Source organism: Halanaerobium saccharolyticum, from assembly GCF_003259895.1.
In the GTDB taxonomy this organism is placed as follows: domain Bacteria; phylum Bacillota; class Halanaerobiia; order Halanaerobiales; family Halanaerobiaceae; genus Halanaerobium; species Halanaerobium saccharolyticum_A.
In genome coordinates this window covers 25,033-44,779 of sequence record NZ_QLME01000027.1, presented here as the reverse complement: position 1 = coordinate 44,779, position 19,747 = coordinate 25,033, and the positions used below count along the sequence as shown (strand labels likewise).

The following is a 19,747-nucleotide window of genomic DNA, read 5'->3' as shown; positions in this document are numbered from 1 at the left end:
AAGGATAGGGTAGTGACTGAATATTCTGTAGATAGTATACTTTACCAATAACTCAAATTTGACAATGCTTAAATATTTTTATGCAATGCTAGTGATATTTAATAACTTTATTTTCTTTGTTTAAGTATCTTTCGATTCCACTTCCATAAACAGCAATCCAGAGATGATCATTATGATCAATATAAATTGAATTAATTTTCCCCTGAGAAAGCGAATTATTATTTTCATTATGATCAACCAGAACAAAATTTTCTTTTCTGGGATTAATTTTATTTAATCCTCCACCATTTGTTCCCAGCCAGATAATGCCAGTTTGATCCTGAAAAAGAGAATAAATAATTGGATGGATAAGTGACCCTTTAGTTTCTGATGATTTAATTTCCTGAATATTACCTTCCTGATCAATGATATAAAGGCCCCCACCCCAGCTGCCCACCCATTCCAGATTATTATAGGATGATTCACCTTTGAGAGAATTAGTTTTCAGCAGCGAGTAGATTCTGTTATCACTAAAAGAATATTCCTTTATATTTTGTATATTTTTTAGATCTGAAACATCAATTTTAACAACGCCCTGATCCCAGAGGGCGAGGGTTAAAATTTCTGCTTGATATTCTTTAACTGCCATTACAAATTCTCCAGGGAGTTCGACCTCAATTTTTCTATTAGATTATTAACTCTGTCATATTTTAAGAGTCCCTGATAGCTGGCAATCCAGACTCTGTCTTTGGAGTCTACAAATATATCACGGACTACTTCACCAGGAATCTCATAATATTCAAATTCTCCACTTTCGGGGTTTAAACGATTGAGACCGTTCATTGTACCAAAAAGTAGATCTCCATTAATATCTTTAGTTATAGCGATAATAATAGGATTACTTAAGCCATCAGCAACAGAATAATTTTCAAAAGTATTAGCAGCAATGTCAAGTCTTGAAATTCCCTGATAGGTTCCAATCCATAGCTGATGCTCTGTACTGTCATAGTAAAGCGTTTGAATTAAGTTATGAATTAAAGCAGAATTACTGTGCGGATTATGACTATAAGTAATAAATTCACGCCCATTATAATAATTAAGTCCACTTTGAGTACCAAACCATAAAAATCCATATTTATCTTCGACAATAGATGAAATAGATAGATTTGATAAACCATCATCTCTGTTTAGATGATCAAAAACAGGATTTATTATTTCAGCAGAGCTAACTGCTGGAGCAAAAAAGAAATAGTTCAGGATTAAAAACAAAACAAGAAGGTTAGATTTTAATTTTTGAACATTCATACTGCCACCTCAAATCAACAAAAATTCCAGATAAAGAAATATTATTATATTATACCATAAATATTATTATATTGATATTGATTATTATTAAAACTTTACTTTTCTCAGAAAAAAAGGAATAAAAGAACTTTTGTAGAAAGTTGTTTACAGGTACTAAGATTTTATTATAAATTTTATTGTTTAAAGATAACATAAATAAGATATAGTTACAATAATAGGAGGAATTATAAATGAATAGAAATAGTATTGATCAAAATAATCTTAAATCTTTTTCTAATTATTTTAAAAAAAGAAAGAACAGTCAAATTATCGCTAATGCTGTAATAAAAAATGGAATTAATGATACTGCCCTAAACAATGAATCGGTTAAAAAAATGCACTATGATTTTTCGGAAGAGATTGATGTAGGTAAGGTTACCAATCAGGAAAAAAGTGGCCGCTGCTGGATGTTTGCGGCTTTAAATAATATCCGCTACAGTATCTCTAAAGATTTAAAGATTGAAGATCATGATTTTGAGCTATCTCAGTCTTATACAATGTTTTGGGACAAACTGGAGAAGGCCAATTACTTTTTAGAAAACATTATTTCGACAGTTGAACATGAAATTGACAGCCGCAGAGTAATGTGGCTTTTAAATGAGCCTACAAATGACGGAGGTCAGTGGGATATGTTTACTGCTTTAATTGAAAAGTATGGTATTGTACCTAAATACGTAATGCCCGAAACATATCACAGCAGCAATTCCCGCTACCTGAATAAAATCTTGAGTTTAAAATTGAGAAATCTTGCTAAAACATTGCGGGAGGACTTCAAATTGGGAGCTGATAAAGAAAGTTTGAGGGAAGAAAAAGAAGAAATGCTGTCAGAAATTTATTCAATTCTGGCTTATTTTTTAGGGGAACCTCCACAGGAGTTTGATTTTGAATATAAGAATCAGGATGGTGATTTTTATCGTGATATAAGTCTAACCCCAAAAGAATTCTACAATAAGTATTCTAAAGTTAAGATGACTGATTATGTAAGTATTATCAATGCTCCAACTCAGGATAAACCATTTGATCAAACCTATACAGTTGAATTTTTGGGTAATGTTAAAGAAGGTCAGCAGATTCATTATTTAAATCTGCCAATTGAAAAGCTGATTGATTATACAAAAGACCAGTTAAAAAACGGTGAGCCTGTCTGGTTTGGCTGTGATGTTGGTCAGTGGTCTGATCGAGATTTAGGAATTATGGATACAAAACTATTTAATTATGAAGAGGTCTTAGATACCAAATTCACTTTAGACAAAGGTCAGCGCCTGCAGTATGGGGAAAGTATTTTAACCCATGCTATGGCTTTTACCGGTGTAAACATCAAAGATGAAGAACCTCTCAGCTGGAAGGTTCAGAATAGCTGGGGAGAAAAAGTTGGAGAAGATGGTTTTTTCATCATGAGTAATGACTGGTTTAAAGAATTCAATTACGAAGTAGTTATTAATAAGAAATATTTAAGTCAAAGTGATTTTGAATCATATCAGAAGGAACCAGTTGTCTTAAAACCATGGGATCCAATGGGATCTCTGGCTGCAAGATAAATTTTTAATATCATTTATAACAATTTAAGCTGCTGTTTTAAAACAGCAGCTTAATTAATTTGTTATTTGAAAAATATGTTAGGCCTCAATTTGGAGTATTTTAATATAGCAAAGATTATTTATTAAAAGGAATGAGTTTAAATGAAAATCAAAGAATTTTCAAATAAATTTAATTTAAGCTATGATACTATTCGTTATTATATGAAATTAAATCTGATTAATCCCCAGAAAGTTGGCGGGCATTATGAATTTGATTCGGAAGATCAAAACGATATAAAAGAGATACTGAGTTTGAAAAAGATGGAATTTTCTTTAGATGAAATTAAGGAAATTTTAAGTTTTAAAAGAATTGGTAGGTTGAGTAATTATCAGAAAAACAGCTATTATCAAAATATATATCAGGAAAAACTTAAAAATATAGAAAACAGAATTATTGAATTAAAAGAAGCAAAAAATGCTTTGAATTCTCATTTAACTAAACTAAAAGCAGAAAATAAAAATAAACAAAATGATCTCAGCTTAAATTTAAATCACCTTAATCTCTTTGCCTGTCCAAGCTGTGGTTCTGATTTAACTTTATCTGCCCAAAAAATTGAAACTAATCGAATTCATCAGGGAAGCCTCAACTGCAATTGTGGAGAAAAAATATTGATAAAAGAGGGGATTTTATATACAAAAGAGATTTATGAACAGCAAAATCAGGAAAAAATTTTTAAAACAGATCCATTTTTCCATGTAACAGAATATATTAATGAAACTAATGCTGAATTTATGGATCAATCATATCAGAGCCTGGACTGGTTAAAAAATAGAATTAATTATGCTGGTTTAAAAAATAAAGTGATTTTAGAACCCGGTTCTGGTTATGGATTTTTATTAAGAAACATCTATGATCAGCTGCCTTCAGATACTACCTATATCTGTATTGAGCATAGTTCTGAACTGAATAGGTATCTTAAATCATTATTAGAACTATCACCTGCTGGTCCTGAAGTTATTTTTTTAACAGCAGAATTACCAAACTTACCGCTTAAAAAGAAGTCTCTTGACTATCTAATTGATTTTTCTGGGATTTCTAATTTTTCTTTTCATAATCAGGAGTTTTTGCCGGAGTTATTACTTAAGTATTTTAAAGAAAATTTTATGATGACAGCTGTTTTTATAATTTATCATAAATTTGGAGAGAATAATATAGTTAAAAGAAAATATAGAGATTACTTTATGTATTCAAATATTCGACTTAAATTAAAAGAAATGGGTTTGGAGTTTTTAAATGAATATAAGTCTGAAATAAAAAAAATAGAAAGATCAATGGGCAAATACGAAGAATTTGCCCAGATAGGAGATCAAATATTTTCCTATCAGGTAAACGCTAAAAAAAGAAAGCAAAAGTAGAGTTAACTCTACTTTTTGGGGAAATAATTCTAAAAATAATTTTATAGCCTCTTGCACTTGTGTTACCTCCACACTTTATAATTAAATTAGAAAATCAAAGGAGGTAATTAAAATGTTAAATTATCAAGACAATAGAATTGAAAATAGTCAGGAAGTCAAAAGTGATAAGAGAGAAAATTTAAACTTAATGCTTTTTTTATCAGGTAAAACTATTTCTTTATTTGGTTCTGCAATATATGCTTTTGTTATTGGATTATATTTGTTAAGGACAACTTCTTCTGCACTCTCATTTGCTCTTAATCTTGTTTTATACACTTTACCGGTTGTTCTATTTAATCCAATTGCAGGTGTAATAGCAGATAAATTTAATAAAAAGATTCTGGTAGTTGGATCTGATTTAATAAATGGGATTTTTCTTTCTCTAATTTACTTTATTATAACTAATTATTCTTTTAATATTTATATTTTATACTTCAGCACCTTTATAATGACAACTTTAACAGTATTTTTTGATATTGCTCTCGAATCTGCCAAACCCAGTCTGGTCAGAGAATCTGGTCTGGTAAAAATTAATTCTCAGGCCAGAGTAATAGAATCTTTGTCCCATATTTTAGGACCACTGATGGGAGGAATAATTTATGGTTTTATTAATCTGAAAGGATTTATTTTAATCAATGCCATCTCATTTTTGATTTCTGCTCTAATAGAATATTTTATTGATTATCAGTATAATCAGCAGCTAGAAGAGGAGACTGGAAATGAAAAAAACCTAGATACTTTTATTTTCAAATTAAAAGAAGGATTTTATTATATTTTTCGATCCAGTAATTTAAAATCTTTAGTTTATATCTTTATTGCCCTTAATTTCTTTTTCAACTTTACTTTAATTGTTCCACTACCTTATTTATTAAATACAATCTGGAAAATTGATCCTAATAAATATGGAATTATTCAGGCGGCATTTCCAGTTGGAATGATATTTGGAGCCTTACTAACCGAAAAAATAATGGGCAAAATCAGCTACAATATTTTGATAAAAAATCTTGCCTTTATTTCTGCAGTAGGAGTTACAGCATTTGCTCTACCAATTATTGTTTTCCAAAATGTTCCCACTTCCAACTTTATTTTAGTTTATTACAGCTTTCTGATGTTCATGAGTGGGATTTCAGTAGCCTGGATAGATGTACCTGCAAATGTAATAATTCAAAAAATAGTACCACAGAGTATACTGGGAAGAGTTTTGAGTGTTAAAATGAGCATTATTAAAATTGTTGTACCGATAGCACTTTTAATATCATCAGCAGTTATTAAGCTTGTACCAGTTAGTTATACTTTTATTATTGGATCAGTTATTTTCTTGGGTTTTAATTTAATATTTTTTAATTCAACTGTAGGACAAAAATTTATTCAGCAAAATATCGATTCTGAAATCAGTGAATTGTGAATTGGTTAAAAAACACATATTATCTTAAGAAAAAAATGTTTTAATGCCAATTATTTATTAATTATAAATAAAACAATATAAGAATATTTGACTTTATGAATAAAATCCATTATAATTTATTATAGTGAACATAATTCATAAAGTCTTTTTTTTGTATTTTAATGAACATTATTCATAAAAATATCAGGAGGTCTAGAAATGTATAAAGACGAAAAAACTAGAAAATTAGCAGAAACACCGATTCCAAAATTATTAACAGAAATGTCTATCCCGGCAATAATCGGGATGCTTGTAAGTGCAGTTTACAATATAGTTGATACTATTTTTGTGGGACGAATAGGAACAGAGGCTATTGGTGCTGTAACGATAGCTTTTCCACTTTTTATGGCAATTTCTGCAATTGGTTTAACTTTTGGTGTTGGTTCAGCTTCTTTAATTTCCCGCCTGCTAGGTGAAAATAACAAGGAGATGGCCAACCGAGTTTCGACAACTTCAATAATTACTACTTTTATTTTAGGTATTGTGCTGGCCGTTGGAGGTTTGTATTTTTTAAGGCCCCTGCTGAGACTTTTTGGAGCCACAGATATAATAATGCCCTATGCAGTTAATTATACGGCTATAATAATTTTTGGTTCCATTTTTACAATGAGCAACATGAATATGAACAATATGGTTAGAGCAGAGGGCAGTGCAAAAATGAGTATGGTGGCTTTGAGCACAGGAGCTGTTTTAAATATTATTTTAGATCCCATTTTAATTTTTTACTTTGGGATGGGAATTGCAGGTGCTTCTGCAGCTACAGTCTTTGCTCAGGCTGTTTCTACAGTAATGCTGATTCTTTTTTATAAATCAGAGAAAAGTGTTCTTGACTTTAAAATTAAAGAATTTAAGCCGTCACTGTCTATTTATACAGAGATTATGAAAATTGGAATTCCAACTTTAATCAGACAGCTGCTGAGCAGTGTTGCAATGACACTCTTAAACAATATGGCTGCGGTATATGGGGCTGCAGTAGTGGCTTCTGTAGGAATCATCAATAGAGTATTTTCTTTTGGCTTTTTTATAATTGCAGGTTTTACTCAGGGATTTCAGCCAATTGCAGGTTTTAATTTTGGGGCCCTAAAAATACAGAGGTTGAAAGATTCAATTAAAATTACTATCAAACGAACAACTATTTTTGGCATGATCTTATTCGTAGTTTTCTTTTTCTTTAATAAACAGGTAATCAGCTTTTTTAGCAGAGATCCAGAAGTTATAAAAATTGCTTCTACTGGCTTAAGACTCTATGCTCTGGTTTTACCGCTGCTGGGTTTTTCCATAACAATTAACACATTATTCCAGGCTTTAGGTCACGGTATTCCAGCAACTATCTTATCTTTTTCCAGACAGGGATTATTCTTTATTCCTGCAATTTTTTTACTTTCTAATAACTTTAAGATGCAGGGATTATTTATGGCACAGCCGGTTGCTGATGGACTGACGGCACTCTTAACAGCTCTGTTGTTTATTTATGTTTATCGTGAAATTAAAGAGTTGGAAGCTGAAGAAAAAGGTAAGCTTAAGCAGAAATTACATTTAAAATATGAACACAAAAATGTCAGATAAAGGAGATAATTATGCCAAAAATCATTAAAAACTTGGAGGAAGAAATAGCCAAAACGGCTCTTGAATTATTTAATGATAATCCCTATCAAAATGTTAGTATGCGTGAAATTGCTTCTGAGGTTGGGATAGCTGTAGGCACACTCTACAATTATTATCCTAATAAATGGGAGCTTTATATTAATGTTTTTGAAGAAAGCTGGAGGGAAACCTATCAGATTCTCAAAAATAACTGCCAGCAGTTAGACGAAAATCATCTGATGAATTACTTGAAAGTCCTGACTGAAGAGATGAAAAAGAAAAAATCTATTGTCAGAGAACTTTTTCGCTATATTATGAATGATCTTGAAATAGGAGAAGAAGAGCAAAAAGAAAAATTTAATAGGATCCGATTTCCAGAAGTTTTGATCAATCAAATTTATGAATTGTTTGTCTCAGTTTTAAAAAAAGAATTTAAAATCGAGTTAGAAAAAAATAATACAGATTTATATCGTCTCTTTACCATGATTCAGACAGATATTCCGCTCCTGCAGCAAAATTTTGAAAAAGAAGATGATAATCTTCAGTTTTTATATGACATAATTAGTTCTTATGTAGTTAAGAAATTTAATGCTTAAAATAGATCAAATTTTACTTTTGATTTATAAAATGCACTAAAATAGAAAATTCAATATAAGAATAAAAATAGGCTGAATCACTGTTTATAAAACAACAGTGATTCAGCCTTAATTTTTTAATTTATTTAAATAAATATAAATTACTTTAAATAAATTGCCCAAATAAATATTCTAATTATTTAAATACCCTCTTAATTCTTTACTTCTGGTTGGATGTCTCAGTTTTCTTAAGGCTTTTGCCTGAATCTGTCTAATTCTTTCTCTGGTAACTCCAAACTGACTTCCAACTTCTTTTAGAGTTCTCTGTCGTCCATCTTCGAGTCCAAACCTTAATTTGATAATTCTTTTTTCTCTATCTGTTAAAGTATCAAGAACAGTTTCTAATTGATCTTTTAAAAGCTCAGAAGAAGCAAGCATCTCTGGTGCTGGTGCATCCTGATCTTCAATAAAATCTTTTAAATGACTGTCTTTTTCTTCACCAATGGGAGTATCCAGAGAGGTAGGCTGCTGATTCATTGCCAGCTTTTGAATTTCGAGAACTTTCTCCGGCTCCATATTCATTTCTTCCCCAATTTCTTCCAGAGTAGGTTCTCTTTCTAAATCTTTTTTAAGTCTTTTTTCAATCCTTCTTAATTTATTCATTGTTTCAACCATGTGTACTGGTATTCTAATAGTTCTTGCCTGATCAGCTAAAGCTCTGGTTATCGACTGTCTAATCCACCAGGTGGCATAGGTACTAAACTTATATCCTTTAGTGTAATCAAACTTTTCTACTGCTTTCATTAATCCTTTGTTACCTTCCTGAATTAAATCAAGAAAAGACATTCCCTGTCCTATATATTTTTTGGCAATACTGACAACAAGTCTTAAATTAGCTTCTGTCAGTTTTTGTCGTGCCTCCTGATCACCCTGTTCAATTCTTTTTGCAAGTTCAACTTCTTCTTCCTTGTCAAGCAAATCAACCTTACCCATTTCCTTTAAATATACTCGTACGGAATCATCAATACCGGCTCCATCAGGTATGGAAAGATCTAAATCATTTTCTTCTTCTGTACTGTCATTCTGGTTATCATTATTTTTCTTATCAGCTTTTTTAACCATTATAATTCCTCCTCAATGCATAATGCCTGACACAATCACTAATTGTAGCATAAATAAGATAAAATTTAAAGCCCTCACAGTAATTAATTTAAAAAATCGATAAATTTCATCTTTTTAAAACTATTTTTTTCCTCTTCTTTAATTTTTTTATAGAGATTTTGCATTTCCTGTTCCTTAAAAATATTTTTGATTTCAAATTTTTCATTTAAAAAGTTAGTTTGATAACTATCCCAGACAGTAAATTTAGCGGCCTTATTTAGAGGTAGATATCGACCAGTTTCAGTTTCAGCAATTATATTTTTTTGTTTTAAATTGTCAATTTCAGAAGCAATATCTTCAGCGGGAAGATTAATTTTTTCCAGTAGTTCTTCAAAGGAAAGAGGCGGCTTGCCTTCAACCTGATAATTTTTATATAATGATAATAGAATTGCTGTTGCAATCAAATCTCTTAATCCCTGATTGATTTTTTTTCTGTTCAGCAGATATTTAAGTCCAGAACGGTGCTGAAAGACATAAGAGATTACAGCTCCTAAAAGTACAATTAACCAGATTAAATAGAGCCAGAGCAGAAAAATTGGAATAATAGATAGAGGTCCATAAATCTGATTGTAGGTAATAATATTAGCTGTATAAATACTATATATGTTTTTAGATAGAACAAATAAAAAACCGCTAAATAATCCGGCAAAAAGTGCAGCTTTTGGTTTAACATCCGTATTTGGAACAAAGTAATAGGCAATAATAAAAAATAAAAAATTAAAAGAAAATAAAATATAGCTAAAAATACTACTCTGACTTATCTGCTCCCCACTTAACCATAATCCAAGATACCTTTCGGCAAATAAAAGGCTTAAAGTTAAAAGAAGAGTTATTGAAAAAGTTCCCAGAGTAATAAAGGTCCAGAAAGAGACAAAGCGTTTAAATAAATCACGATGTTCTTTTACATTCCAAATTCTATTAAAAGTCATTTCTACCCGGGCCAGCATAAAGACAATGATAAAAATTAGAGAGAGAAAACTTATTATTCCCAGCTGTTCAATATCAACATTTAAAATATAAAGTTCTAGATAATCAATTAGGCTTTCTCCTGTGCCGGCAGCAAGATTATTTAAGATCAAAGTTCTAATTTCCCCGACAATAGTATCAATTTTACCAAAGAAATTAAAGAGAGTCATGATATAAAAAGAAAAGATTAAAAAAGGAACAATCGAAAGTGTTGTGATATAGACCATTCCCATAGCATGAATAAAAATATCATTTTCCTTAGATTTTTGATAAACCCTCTTTATAAATAACAAAATTAAGTCAAAAGAGATCAGCGCTTTAATATTGCTTAATATATTATCTCTATTTTCCATTTTTCGCCACCTCTTATGAAAAATTTATTTCATCTCTTAATATTATATTCTTTAAATATAAAAAATCTCCTTCACTGAATTAAAAATAAATATTATTGAAAGTCTTTGCTGACTAAAATTTTTCTGTTATAATTAAGTTATCAAATAGAAACTGGAGGTTTTGAGAATGGATAAAAAGAAACTGGGAATTTTATTAATAGCAATTGGAATTTTTATTTTACTGAACACTTTAAATTTGATCAGTGATGATATCTTTCTATATCTATTAAGTGGAGGTTTTCTCTTTGCTTATTTTATGCTGGGAGCAAGAAAACATTATGGTAATATAGGATTTTTAATTCCCGGAACAGTTTTACTGGCGATAGCTTTATTTTCAGATCTGGAGAAAATTGAATTTATTGATAATCTCGGAGGTGGAGTGTTTTTTATTCTACTCGGCCTGGCTTTTGCTGGTGTTTTGATTCACACTAATGCTTTTAAAAAATGGGACTGGCCTATTTATCCCGCAGGAGCTTTAATTATTTTTGGTCTTTTTGTAATTTTTATTGATAATAATGACTTTATTCAAAATCAGGAATACTTAAATTATATAACTCCAGTGGTTTTAATTATTCTTGGAAGTTATTTTCTTTATCAAAATAAGAAATAATTCAGAAGATTGATAATCTAGTTGTTAATTAGATTTTATCCGCTAATTATGGTATACTAAAAAAGAATATAAATAAATAACAAAGTTTAATCAACTGTGAGACAAATTATTTTTGTCTGGTGAAAATACTTTATTAATAACTTCTACCTGATTCTGGGTAGAATTTTATTAAATATAAACACTTTATACTATTAAAGAATTAAAGAAGGGAGATTAGAGAATGCCGAAAAAGTTTAAGAGAGTTTTAGTGGCCAATCGTGGAGAAATAGCAATTCGAGTAATTAGAGCCTGTAAGGAGTTGGGCATTAGAACTGTAGCAATTTATTCTGAGGAGGATAGAACGGCCCTCTTTAGAACTAAAGCAGATGAAGCCTATCAGATTGGAAATAACAAAGGACCAATTGAAGCTTATCTGGCGATTGATGAGATTATTGATTTAGCACTTAAAAAGGATGTAGATGCAATTCATCCAGGTTATGGTTTTTTATCAGAAAACCCGGAATTTGTCCGTCAGTGTGAGGAAGCTGGAATTAAATTTATTGGACCTGATGCAGAAGTAATGGAGAAGCTAGGAGATAAAATCAAGTCTAAGATTCTGGCTCAGGAGTATGGGGTTCCTACAATTCCTGGTTTAGAAAAACCAATTAAAAAAGAAGATGAAATAAAAATATTTGCTGAAAATCATGGTTATCCTCTGATGCTCAAAGCAGCTGCCGGTGGTGGTGGCCGGGGGATGAGAATTGTTCGTTCTGATGACGAATTAATTGCTCAATTTAGAGATGCCAAAGAAGAAGCTCGTAAGGCATTTGGGGTAGACGATATTTTTGTGGAAAGGTATCTGGAAGATCCAAAGCATATTGAAGTCCAAATTTTAGGTGATGAGCATGGTAATCTTGTGCACTTATTTGAGCGTGATTGCTCAATTCAGAGACGACATCAAAAAATTGTAGAATTTACCCCTGCGATTGCCTTAAGTGATAAGAAAAGACAGGAGATTATGCAGGATGCCCTTAAATTATGTGAGGGTGCCGGCTATAAAAATGCAGGGACAGTCGAATTTTTAGTAGATAAATATGATAATCATTACTTTATTGAGGTTAATCCCAGAATCCAGGTTGAACATACAGTTAGTGAAATGGTGACTGGAATTGACATTGTGCAGAGTCAGGTTCTGGTTGCTGAAGGATACAGACTTGATTCGGAAGAAGTAAATATTCCATCTCAGGAATCTATTAAAATGAATGGTTATTCTATTCAGTGTCGAGTAACAACCGAAGATCCTTCTAACAACTTTATTCCAGATACTGGTCGTCTGGATCATTATCGTACTGGTTCAGGTTATGGAATTCGCCTTGATGGTGGTAATGGATACACAGGAGCAATTATTAACCCGTATTATGACAGTCTGCTCGTTAAAACAATTTCCTGGTCCAGAAGCTTTCCTGATGCAATCCGTAAAGCTATGCGCTCAGTTGAGGAGATGAAAGTCCGGGGAGTTAAAACAAATGCTTCATTTTTGATTAATGTGTTAAATCACGAGGAATTTAAAAAGGGTACCTGTGATACCGGCTTTATTTCTAATAATCCAGAATTACTGGATATTGTACCCGGGTCTGATCAGGAACAGAAAATTTTAAGTTATCTGGGAGAAAAGATTGTTAATGAAACCCGGGGTAAAAAGCCTGATTTTGATGTGCCAAAAGTCCCTGAATTTGAAAAGATTGATAGTCTGGAAGGTACAAAACAGATTTTAGATCAGGGTGGACCGGAAGCGGTTGTGGAGTGGATTAAAAATAAAGAAGAAATTCTTTTAACTGATACAACTTACAGAGATGCCCATCAGTCCCTGATGGCAACCAGAATGAGAACTGTTGATATGGAAAAAATAGCAGAGGCAACATCACATCTGGCTAAAAATTTATTCTCACTTGAAATGTGGGGTGGAGCAACCTTTGATGTTTCCTATCGATTCTTAAAAGAATCACCGTGGGAAAGAATTGAGCGTCTGCGCGATAGAATACCAAATGTTTTATTCCAGATGCTATTAAGAGGGTCCAATGGTGTGGGATACAAAAACTATCCAGATAATGTAATCCGCAGTCTGGTAGCCGAAGCTGCAGATGCAGGTATTGATGTTTTTAGAATTTTTGATTCTTTAAACTGGCTGCCGGGAATGGAAATTTCTGTGGATGAAGTAGTTAAACAGGGTAAAATTGCTGAGGTATCAATGTGTTATACAGGTGATATCTTAGATGATCAACGGGATAAATATGATTTAGAATATTATGTAGAATTAGCAAAAGGAATTGAAAAGATGGGAGCACATATTCTGGGAATCAAGGATATGGCGGGGCTTTTAAAACCATATGCTGCCTATGAACTGATCAAAGCTCTAAAAGCAGAAATTTCAATTCCGATTCATCTGCATACTCACGATACAAGTGGTAATGGTGGAGCTACACTCTTAATGGCTGCAGAGGCCGGAGTAGATATTGTGGATACAGCTTTTAATACTATGGCCGGTTTAACAAGTCAGCCACCTCTTAACTCGATTGTGGCTGCCCTGACTAATACCTATCGTGAACCAGAAATGAATATTGAAGATATTCAGAAGCTCTCAAATTACTGGGGTGCAGTTAGACCTGTCTATTCTCAGTTTGAATCTGAATTGAAATCTGGAACTGCAGAAATCTATAAATATGAGATTCCAGGAGGGCAGTATTCTAACTTAAAACCACAGGTAGAAAGTGTTGGTCTGGGCCATCGTTTTAAGGAGTTTAAAGAAATGTACCGAAAGGTTAATTTTATGCTGGGAGATATACCAAAGGTTACCCCATCTTCTAAAGTTGTAGGAGATCTGGCAATCTTTATGGTTAAAAATGATCTGACACCTGATAATATTTGTGAGAAAGCTAAAAATATGGCCTTTCCGGATTCAGTAGAAGCTTACTTTAAGGGAATGCTCGGTCAGCCTCCTGGGGGTTTTCCGGAAGAGCTGCAGCATCTGGTTCTTAAAGGTGAGGAGCCAATAACTGTTAGACCCGGAACCCTGCTTGAGGACTTTGATTTTGAAAAAGCAGAGGCAGAATTAAAAGAAGAATATGATTTTGAGCTTACTCAAAAAGATTTATTAGCTTATGCTCTCTATCCTAAAGTCTATAAGGATTATTTAGACTACCTTGAAGAATACGGAGATTTAAGTCATATGGGAAGTGATGTATATTTCCACGCTTTACGTGAAGGAGAAACCAGCGAAATTAAAGTTGAAGAAGGAAAAACCCTTGTGGTTAAACTGCTGGAAATTGGAAAAGTAGATGATCAGGGTTATCGCAGACTTGCTTTTGAGGTCAATGGTTTTAGAAGAGAGATTAAGATTTATGATGAAGCAAGTACAGCTGCAGCTGATTCAACGGCCAAACAGATGGCTGATCCTAAAAATGAAATGGAAATTGGTGCCAGTCTTCCGGGTAATATAGTTGAGATATTAGTTGAAGAAGGTGCAGAAGTAAAAGAAAATCAGAGCTTAGTAATTATGGAAGCTATGAAAATGGAAACCAATATTACTGCTCCAGCTGATGGGACTGTTGCTGCAATTCATGCTGCAGCCGGACAGCAGCTCGAATCCGGAGAGTTAATCTTAGAACTAGAATAAGTTTAAATTTAATAAATTGATAACCGTCTGGAGCTGGATTGCTCACAGGCGGTTTTTTCTTATCTTTTAAATTACTTTTTTAAATTGAAATTTTATGTTAAAATAAAGATACAAGAAATTATTTAATTTTCTGAAGAAAATATTATAGAAAAAGGGGGAAGGAGATGTTATCCACTGGATAACAATCTCAAAATTATGGATCATAAAAAAACTAGTCTTGGTTTAGATGAAAACGTTGAGGCTATTCTGGCTTATGCCGGTGTCTGGGTAACAGGGTTGATTTTTTTATTTATAGAAAAAAAGAATAACCATGTTCGTTTTCATGCAATGCAGTCTTTAATCACCTTTTTTTCTCTATTTATTGCTTCATCTTTGGTTCTGGTAATCCCAGTCCTGGGGGTTATAATTTCTTCTTTAATTACTTTTGTGGGAACAGTTCTCTGGTTTTTATTGATGTATAAAGCTTATAATGGAAAATTATTTAAACTTCCTTATGTCGGAAATCTTGCAGAAGAATTAACTTTTGGTGAGAGTTTTGAAGAAGAATAAATTCAAATATATATACTAAAGAAAAAGGAGATTATAATGAGAAAACCGTCTAAACGATTTGTTTACTTTACAATCCGTTTTATTCTAGTTCATGTTATTACTTATATTTTTATTGGTGTAGTTTTTATGAATCTCCAAAATTATGCCAGTGCTTTTATTACTATAGAGGGCTTCTCTGATTTTCGTTCTTTAGATTCTACAATTGTTAGACTGGCTCCTCTTTTTCAGATTTTCAGGGGAGCTTTTTTTGCTTTTATATTATACCCATTTTATAACAAGATTATTAAAAGTGATTATGCCTGGGTGAAATTATTTTTTTTAATCTGGGGTTTTTCACTTATTGGGTCAGTTGCTCCCATTCCAGGTTCAATTGAAGGAATTATTTACACAGAAATGTCTCTGGCTGAACATTTAATCGGAATCCCGGAGGTAACAGCACAGATTTTTGTTTTTAGCTGGTTTTTTGTTAAATGGGAAAATAGAACGGAAAGAGATTACAGTTAACACTGGAGGCAAAAATGGTGCAGTCAATTAAATTTATCCATACAGCAGATATACATTTGGCTAAAGAATTAAGCTCTAATAGTTTGTCCAATCACAAGTTAGAAAATATTTTTTCCAGGGCGGGAAAAAATGCATTTGAAAATTTAGTTAAACTGGCGGTATCAGAAGCGGTTGATTTTATCATAATTGCTGGTGATCTCTATGATCGAGAGGCAAGATCAATTAAGTCCAGTCGCTTTTTCTTAAAACAGGCTCAGCAACTTGAAAATCAGGGAATAGAGATTTTTGTGATCTCAGGCAATCATGATCCGGCAGGGGTGGAAAAAGAAGTTTTTGAGCTCCCGGCAAATGTTCACTATTTTTCCAGTCAGGAAGTGGAGATTTATGAGTATCATAAAGGCGGAAAACTGGCAGCACGGATACTGGGGCAATCTTACCGGCAGAAGTTTGAATCAAGAACAATGTATAATTTTTATACCGCTCCTGATCAGTCAGTTTTCAATATTGCCTTACTGCATACTGCTTTAAGTAAAGATAATAATCGCTATGTTCCTGTTAATAAAAATGAATTGTTATCTAAAACTGAAATCAATTATTGGGCTTTAGGTCACCTACATCAATATCAGCGGGTAAATGATAAACCTGCTGTTTATTTCCCCGGGACTCTGCAGGCTCACAATATTAGTGAGCAGGGACGTAAAGGAGCAATTTTAGTAGAGGTAGACAGCAATTTAAATACTAAGGAAAAATTTATGTCTCTGGCACCTGTTATTTTTAAAGAAATTAAGCTGGATTTAGAAGCAAAAAAATTAAATAATATTACAGAATTACAGCAGCTCATAGCCAAAAAAATTAATAATCTGGCAGAAAAGATTAGACTTCAAAACAGGAATCAAAAATATAAAATTGAAGCTGTAATTACACGCCTGGTTATTAAAGGACGGACTGAACTGCATTATTATATAGAGTCCGACAGAGAAGAACTGGAGGAAACTCTGTTGGAAGAATTTAGAGCCAGGCAGCTAAATGAAAGTCCTTTTATCTGGCTTCATTCTATTTTATTTAGAACGGCAAATTCTCTCTCAAATCTAGATGAATTGAAAGATAATAATCCTCTCTATCAAAATATACAGGATTTAATAGACGAAATTTTAACTGATGAGGAATTAAATCAAGAACTGTTGGCAGAGTGGGGACAGATCTGGCAGGGAGATCAAAATCCAGAAGATAGAGATAATCACAGGTTTTATGCTGATCAAAAGTTACAGCAAGAAATTTTAACTGATGCAGAAAAAATAATAATAACTGAGTTAATTGGGGATGAAGATTAAATGTATTATAAAAATTTGTATATCCGTGATTTTGGAATTTTTAACAACCAAAATCTAAATAATATTTCTAAAAACCTGGTGGTTATCGGCGGCAAAAATCGAGCCGGTAAAAGCAGTTTTTTAAAACTTCTGCGTTATTTGCCTTATGGATTACCGCAAAATGATTCCATACCTCCAGCCAGAAATCAGTATTACATAGAAGCAGAACTGGAAAAAGAAAATAAAAATTATAATTTAATTTTAAATGGTTATTCCAGTCCAGAAGTTTTAGATCAAAATCAGGAACAGCATACTGCAGCTCAGCTTTTTAATCATCTAGATCAGTTGAGTTATCAGCATCTTTTTAGCATTAGTTTGGATGAACTGCAGCATTTATCTAAAATTGCAAAGGGAAAAAAGAAAGAAAAAAGACTTTTTTCTATTCTTCTGGGAGCAGGTTTTTCAGAATTAGTAAAAGTACCAGAATTGGCAGATAAATATCATACTAATGCTAAAAAAATAGGTGGAATTCTTGGTGACCCAGCTGTAGCCTCTTTTAAACCATATTACAATGAAATCAAAACGGCTGAGGAAATGAGAGATCAGGCACTTTTAGAGATAAAAGAATTTAACCAGAAAAGAGAAGAACTGCAGCAGAGTCAGGAAAAATTGAAGCAGAAAAAGGATAAGATTGAAAATTTAAAACAAAGATATTTTCTGCTGGATCTTTTAAAAAATAATTATTTAGAGTTGGAAGAGATAGAAGAATTGAAAGCAGAACTGGAAAAAGAAGCTGCTGGACCTATAAATTTTGATTCTGATAAATCAAATCAAGAAAGTAATACTCAAAGAGGACTGGCTAATTTACTTTCTTTTTTTAAGTCTCAGAGTAAAAAAGTAAAAAAGCAGCAGCAAAATGAGGAAGTTTTAAAAGAAAAAATAAAAAACTATCAGCTTCAAAAAGTAAAAATAAATAATAACTTACAAGTTTTGATTTCCGAAGTGGAGAGCTTAAATTCAAGCTGGGAAAAACCACTGCAGGAGCTAGAAAAAATTGAAACTGATTTAATACAGGAACAGCGATTAAATAAAAAGTTAAGAGAATATAAACAGTTAACTGCTGAAATTGAAAAAATAGAATCAGATATAAATGACTTAGTGTTTGAAATTGAAGAAAAAAATTTACAACTGAAAGATATTAAATTTAAAATGCCGGAAACTATTTTAAAAAGAAGTTATATGATAATTGCTCTGGCTGTTATAACTTTAAGCACTTCTTTTTTTGTAGATTATAGTCAAATAACTTATTTGGCAATAATTTTTGCTCTGACTGCTTTTATCTACTATAGTTCTAATTATAAGAGTTCCAAATTGAATAAGGAAAGAACAGATAAAATAAAAAATGAAATTAAGTCAGAAAAGAAAAAAAGAAAGGTGTTAAAACAGCAGCTTAAGATTAAAATTGACCAGTTAACTGAAACTGAGGCTGATTTGGAAAATTATGCTCATATTTTAGGAATTACAGAAGCTGATTATTTAGAATTTATAGATTCATATTTTGGAGAGATTAAAGAAAAAAAAAGGAGATATCGGGAGCTCAAAGTAGAGGAACGGGATAACAAAGAAAAAAGAAAGGAATTAGAAGAAAACCTTAAACAGTTAAATGATTTAATATTTAATGCAGCTGTATACTGCAGTCATGACTTTAATACTACTGCAGAGATGAATTTGATAAATAAATCTCAGACCATATTTAAAGATTTCAATATATTAGTTGATATTTGGACCCTGTCCGAAGAATATCTATCTAAAAAGTCTCAGCTTGAATATATTTTAAAATCTTCTGACAAAATCAAAAATGCTCTAAATGAAAAAAACGGAGAAGAGGATTATTATCAGAGTTTTATTAGCTTATATGGAGAATTTTCTTCGATGACTGCTGTTGAAGAAAGAAAAAGAGAGTTATCTGAGCAGTTAAACTTTTTTAAAGAGGAGAAAAGTAGTTTAGAGGAAAAAATAACAACTTTAAAAAATAGAATTGATGATTTATCTTCTTCCAGCAAAATAGAAAAAGCTCAGCAAAAAATTGATCAGGCACAAAATAATTTAGAAAAAAAAGCCAGAAACTATGCTGTTAACAAAAGTGTAAATTTCATTTTAAAAAAATTGCGTTCCAGAATGATTGAGAAAGCAGAAAAGGAATTATTAGAACCTGCTTCAGAAATTCTGAGCAGGATTAGCAGTCAGTACTATACAGATCTTAAGACACCTGCTGACCTGGATCAGTCCGATTTTAAAGTCATTACAGAAAATGGGAAAGTATTTAATAGTGTTCAGCAGTTAAGTCGGGGCAGTTTAGAACAGTTATTTCTGGCTGTTAGAATCAGCAGAATTAGAGAAATCAAGCCGGCATTACCACTTGTTTTAGATGATTCTTTAGTTAATTTTGACCGCAGTCATCTTTATAACACAGCAGAAATTATCTCTAATTTAGCCAGCCAGCACCAAATATTTATTTTAAGCTGTCACCCACATTTAGTTTCATTTATCAGCAGAATAACTGATTCTGCTCAGTACTGGAAGCTGGAAGAGGGTAAATTTGAACTCAGTGATCAGGAAAAATTACTCGATCATCTCAGTTATTAATTAATCTTAAGCTAAAAAAGTGCGGAAAAATCCGCACTATAATTAGCTTTTTATTTAAA

General features: G+C 32.0%; 15 protein-coding genes. 11 read left to right on the top strand and 4 right to left on the bottom strand.

The genetic code is table 11. The annotated features are described in order from the left end of the window. Positions 1–88 precede the first annotated feature (88 nt). The gene (locus tag C7958_RS13435) at positions 89–628 is read right to left on the bottom strand and encodes a two-component regulator propeller domain-containing protein (RefSeq protein ID WP_111573194.1); all 540 of its coding nucleotides are present in this window, start codon (positions 626–628) and stop codon (positions 89–91) included. Continuing rightward, entirely contained in the window at positions 628–1,284 is a 657-nt protein-coding gene (locus C7958_RS13430) for a ligand-binding sensor domain-containing protein (RefSeq protein WP_111573193.1), read from the bottom strand. Before C7958_RS13430 ends, C7958_RS13435 begins: the two co-directional genes overlap by 1 nt. Before the next feature lie 230 nt (positions 1,285–1,514). On the opposite strand from C7958_RS13430, the gene C7958_RS13425 reads away from it, so the two are divergent. From C7958_RS13425 to C7958_RS13405, 5 genes are all read left to right on the top strand, one after another. Further along, positions 1,515–2,861, top strand: coding sequence for an aminopeptidase C (locus C7958_RS13425; protein ID WP_111573192.1), 1,347 nt, complete (start codon positions 1,515–1,517; stop codon positions 2,859–2,861). Between the two features lie 141 nt (positions 2,862–3,002). After that, positions 3,003–4,256, top strand: coding sequence for a MerR family transcriptional regulator (locus C7958_RS13420; RefSeq protein WP_111573191.1), 1,254 nt, complete (start codon positions 3,003–3,005; stop codon positions 4,254–4,256). 112 nt (positions 4,257–4,368) lie between these two features. After that, on the top strand, positions 4,369–5,700 hold the full coding sequence (locus tag C7958_RS13415) for an MFS transporter (RefSeq protein ID WP_111573190.1): 1,332 nt from the start codon (positions 4,369–4,371) through the stop codon (positions 5,698–5,700). Positions 5,701–5,898: 198 nt separating this feature from the next. Further along, the gene (locus C7958_RS13410) at positions 5,899–7,305 is read left to right on the top strand and encodes an MATE family efflux transporter (protein WP_111573189.1); all 1,407 of its coding nucleotides are present in this window, start codon (positions 5,899–5,901) and stop codon (positions 7,303–7,305) included. Between the two features lie 11 nt (positions 7,306–7,316). Next, positions 7,317–7,919 (top strand): TetR/AcrR family transcriptional regulator, encoded by a 603-nt coding sequence (locus tag C7958_RS13405; protein WP_111573188.1) that lies wholly within the window; start codon positions 7,317–7,319, stop codon positions 7,917–7,919. A 171-nt stretch (positions 7,920–8,090) separates the two neighbouring features. On the opposite strand, the gene rpoD is transcribed toward C7958_RS13405, so the two are convergent. Both rpoD and C7958_RS13395 read right to left on the bottom strand, forming a co-directional pair. Then, the gene (gene rpoD / locus C7958_RS13400) at positions 8,091–9,020 is read right to left on the bottom strand and encodes an RNA polymerase sigma factor RpoD (protein WP_111573187.1); all 930 of its coding nucleotides are present in this window, start codon (positions 9,018–9,020) and stop codon (positions 8,091–8,093) included. An 83-nt stretch (positions 9,021–9,103) separates the two neighbouring features. Continuing rightward, the gene (locus tag C7958_RS13395; RefSeq protein WP_111573186.1) at positions 9,104–10,378 is read right to left on the bottom strand and encodes a YihY/virulence factor BrkB family protein; all 1,275 of its coding nucleotides are present in this window, start codon (positions 10,376–10,378) and stop codon (positions 9,104–9,106) included. Between the two features lie 166 nt (positions 10,379–10,544). On the opposite strand from C7958_RS13395, the gene C7958_RS13390 reads away from it, so the two are divergent. The 6 genes from C7958_RS13390 to C7958_RS13365 all read left to right on the top strand — a co-directional run bounded on the left by C7958_RS13390 (position 10,545) and on the right by C7958_RS13365 (position 19,688). Continuing rightward, on the top strand, positions 10,545–11,027 hold the full coding sequence (locus C7958_RS13390; protein WP_111573185.1) for a hypothetical protein: 483 nt from the start codon (positions 10,545–10,547) through the stop codon (positions 11,025–11,027). A gap of 220 nt (positions 11,028–11,247) precedes the next feature. After that, positions 11,248–14,679, top strand: a complete 3,432-nt coding sequence (locus C7958_RS13385; protein ID WP_111573184.1) for a pyruvate carboxylase — start codon at positions 11,248–11,250, stop codon at positions 14,677–14,679. Positions 14,680–14,874: 195 nt separating this feature from the next. Then, positions 14,875–15,228: a DUF4870 domain-containing protein gene (locus C7958_RS13380; RefSeq protein ID WP_111573183.1), complete on the top strand. Its 354-nt coding sequence runs from the start codon at positions 14,875–14,877 to the stop codon at positions 15,226–15,228. Between the two features lie 36 nt (positions 15,229–15,264). Further along, on the top strand, positions 15,265–15,732 hold the full coding sequence (locus tag C7958_RS13375; RefSeq protein WP_111573182.1) for a hypothetical protein: 468 nt from the start codon (positions 15,265–15,267) through the stop codon (positions 15,730–15,732). Positions 15,733–15,746: 14 nt separating this feature from the next. Continuing rightward, entirely contained in the window at positions 15,747–17,063 is a 1,317-nt protein-coding gene (locus C7958_RS13370; RefSeq protein WP_111573181.1) for a metallophosphoesterase family protein, read from the top strand. Beyond that, positions 17,064–19,688 (top strand): AAA family ATPase, encoded by a 2,625-nt coding sequence (locus tag C7958_RS13365; protein WP_111573180.1) that lies wholly within the window; start codon positions 17,064–17,066, stop codon positions 19,686–19,688. It begins immediately after the preceding gene. Positions 19,689–19,747 lie beyond the last annotated feature (59 nt).

Coding starts and splice junctions, on each gene's coding strand:
- C7958_RS13435 (WP_111573194.1), bottom strand. CDS start 628: ATGGCAGTTAAAGAATATCAAGCAGAAATTTTAACCCTCGCCCTCTGG.
- C7958_RS13430 (WP_111573193.1), bottom strand. CDS start 1,284: ATGAATGTTCAAAAATTAAAATCTAACCTTCTTGTTTTGTTTTTAATC.
- C7958_RS13425 (WP_111573192.1), top strand. CDS start 1,515: ATGAATAGAAATAGTATTGATCAAAATAATCTTAAATCTTTTTCTAAT.
- C7958_RS13420 (WP_111573191.1), top strand. CDS start 3,003: ATGAAAATCAAAGAATTTTCAAATAAATTTAATTTAAGCTATGATACT.
- C7958_RS13415 (WP_111573190.1), top strand. CDS start 4,369: ATGTTAAATTATCAAGACAATAGAATTGAAAATAGTCAGGAAGTCAAA.
- C7958_RS13410 (WP_111573189.1), top strand. CDS start 5,899: ATGTATAAAGACGAAAAAACTAGAAAATTAGCAGAAACACCGATTCCA.
- C7958_RS13405 (WP_111573188.1), top strand. CDS start 7,317: ATGCCAAAAATCATTAAAAACTTGGAGGAAGAAATAGCCAAAACGGCT.
- rpoD (WP_111573187.1), bottom strand. CDS start 9,020: ATGGTTAAAAAAGCTGATAAGAAAAATAATGATAACCAGAATGACAGT.
- C7958_RS13395 (WP_111573186.1), bottom strand. CDS start 10,378: ATGGAAAATAGAGATAATATATTAAGCAATATTAAAGCGCTGATCTCT.
- C7958_RS13390 (WP_111573185.1), top strand. CDS start 10,545: ATGGATAAAAAGAAACTGGGAATTTTATTAATAGCAATTGGAATTTTT.
- C7958_RS13385 (WP_111573184.1), top strand. CDS start 11,248: ATGCCGAAAAAGTTTAAGAGAGTTTTAGTGGCCAATCGTGGAGAAATA.
- C7958_RS13380 (WP_111573183.1), top strand. CDS start 14,875: ATGGATCATAAAAAAACTAGTCTTGGTTTAGATGAAAACGTTGAGGCT.
- C7958_RS13375 (WP_111573182.1), top strand. CDS start 15,265: ATGAGAAAACCGTCTAAACGATTTGTTTACTTTACAATCCGTTTTATT.
- C7958_RS13370 (WP_111573181.1), top strand. CDS start 15,747: ATGGTGCAGTCAATTAAATTTATCCATACAGCAGATATACATTTGGCT.
- C7958_RS13365 (WP_111573180.1), top strand. CDS start 17,064: ATGTATTATAAAAATTTGTATATCCGTGATTTTGGAATTTTTAACAAC.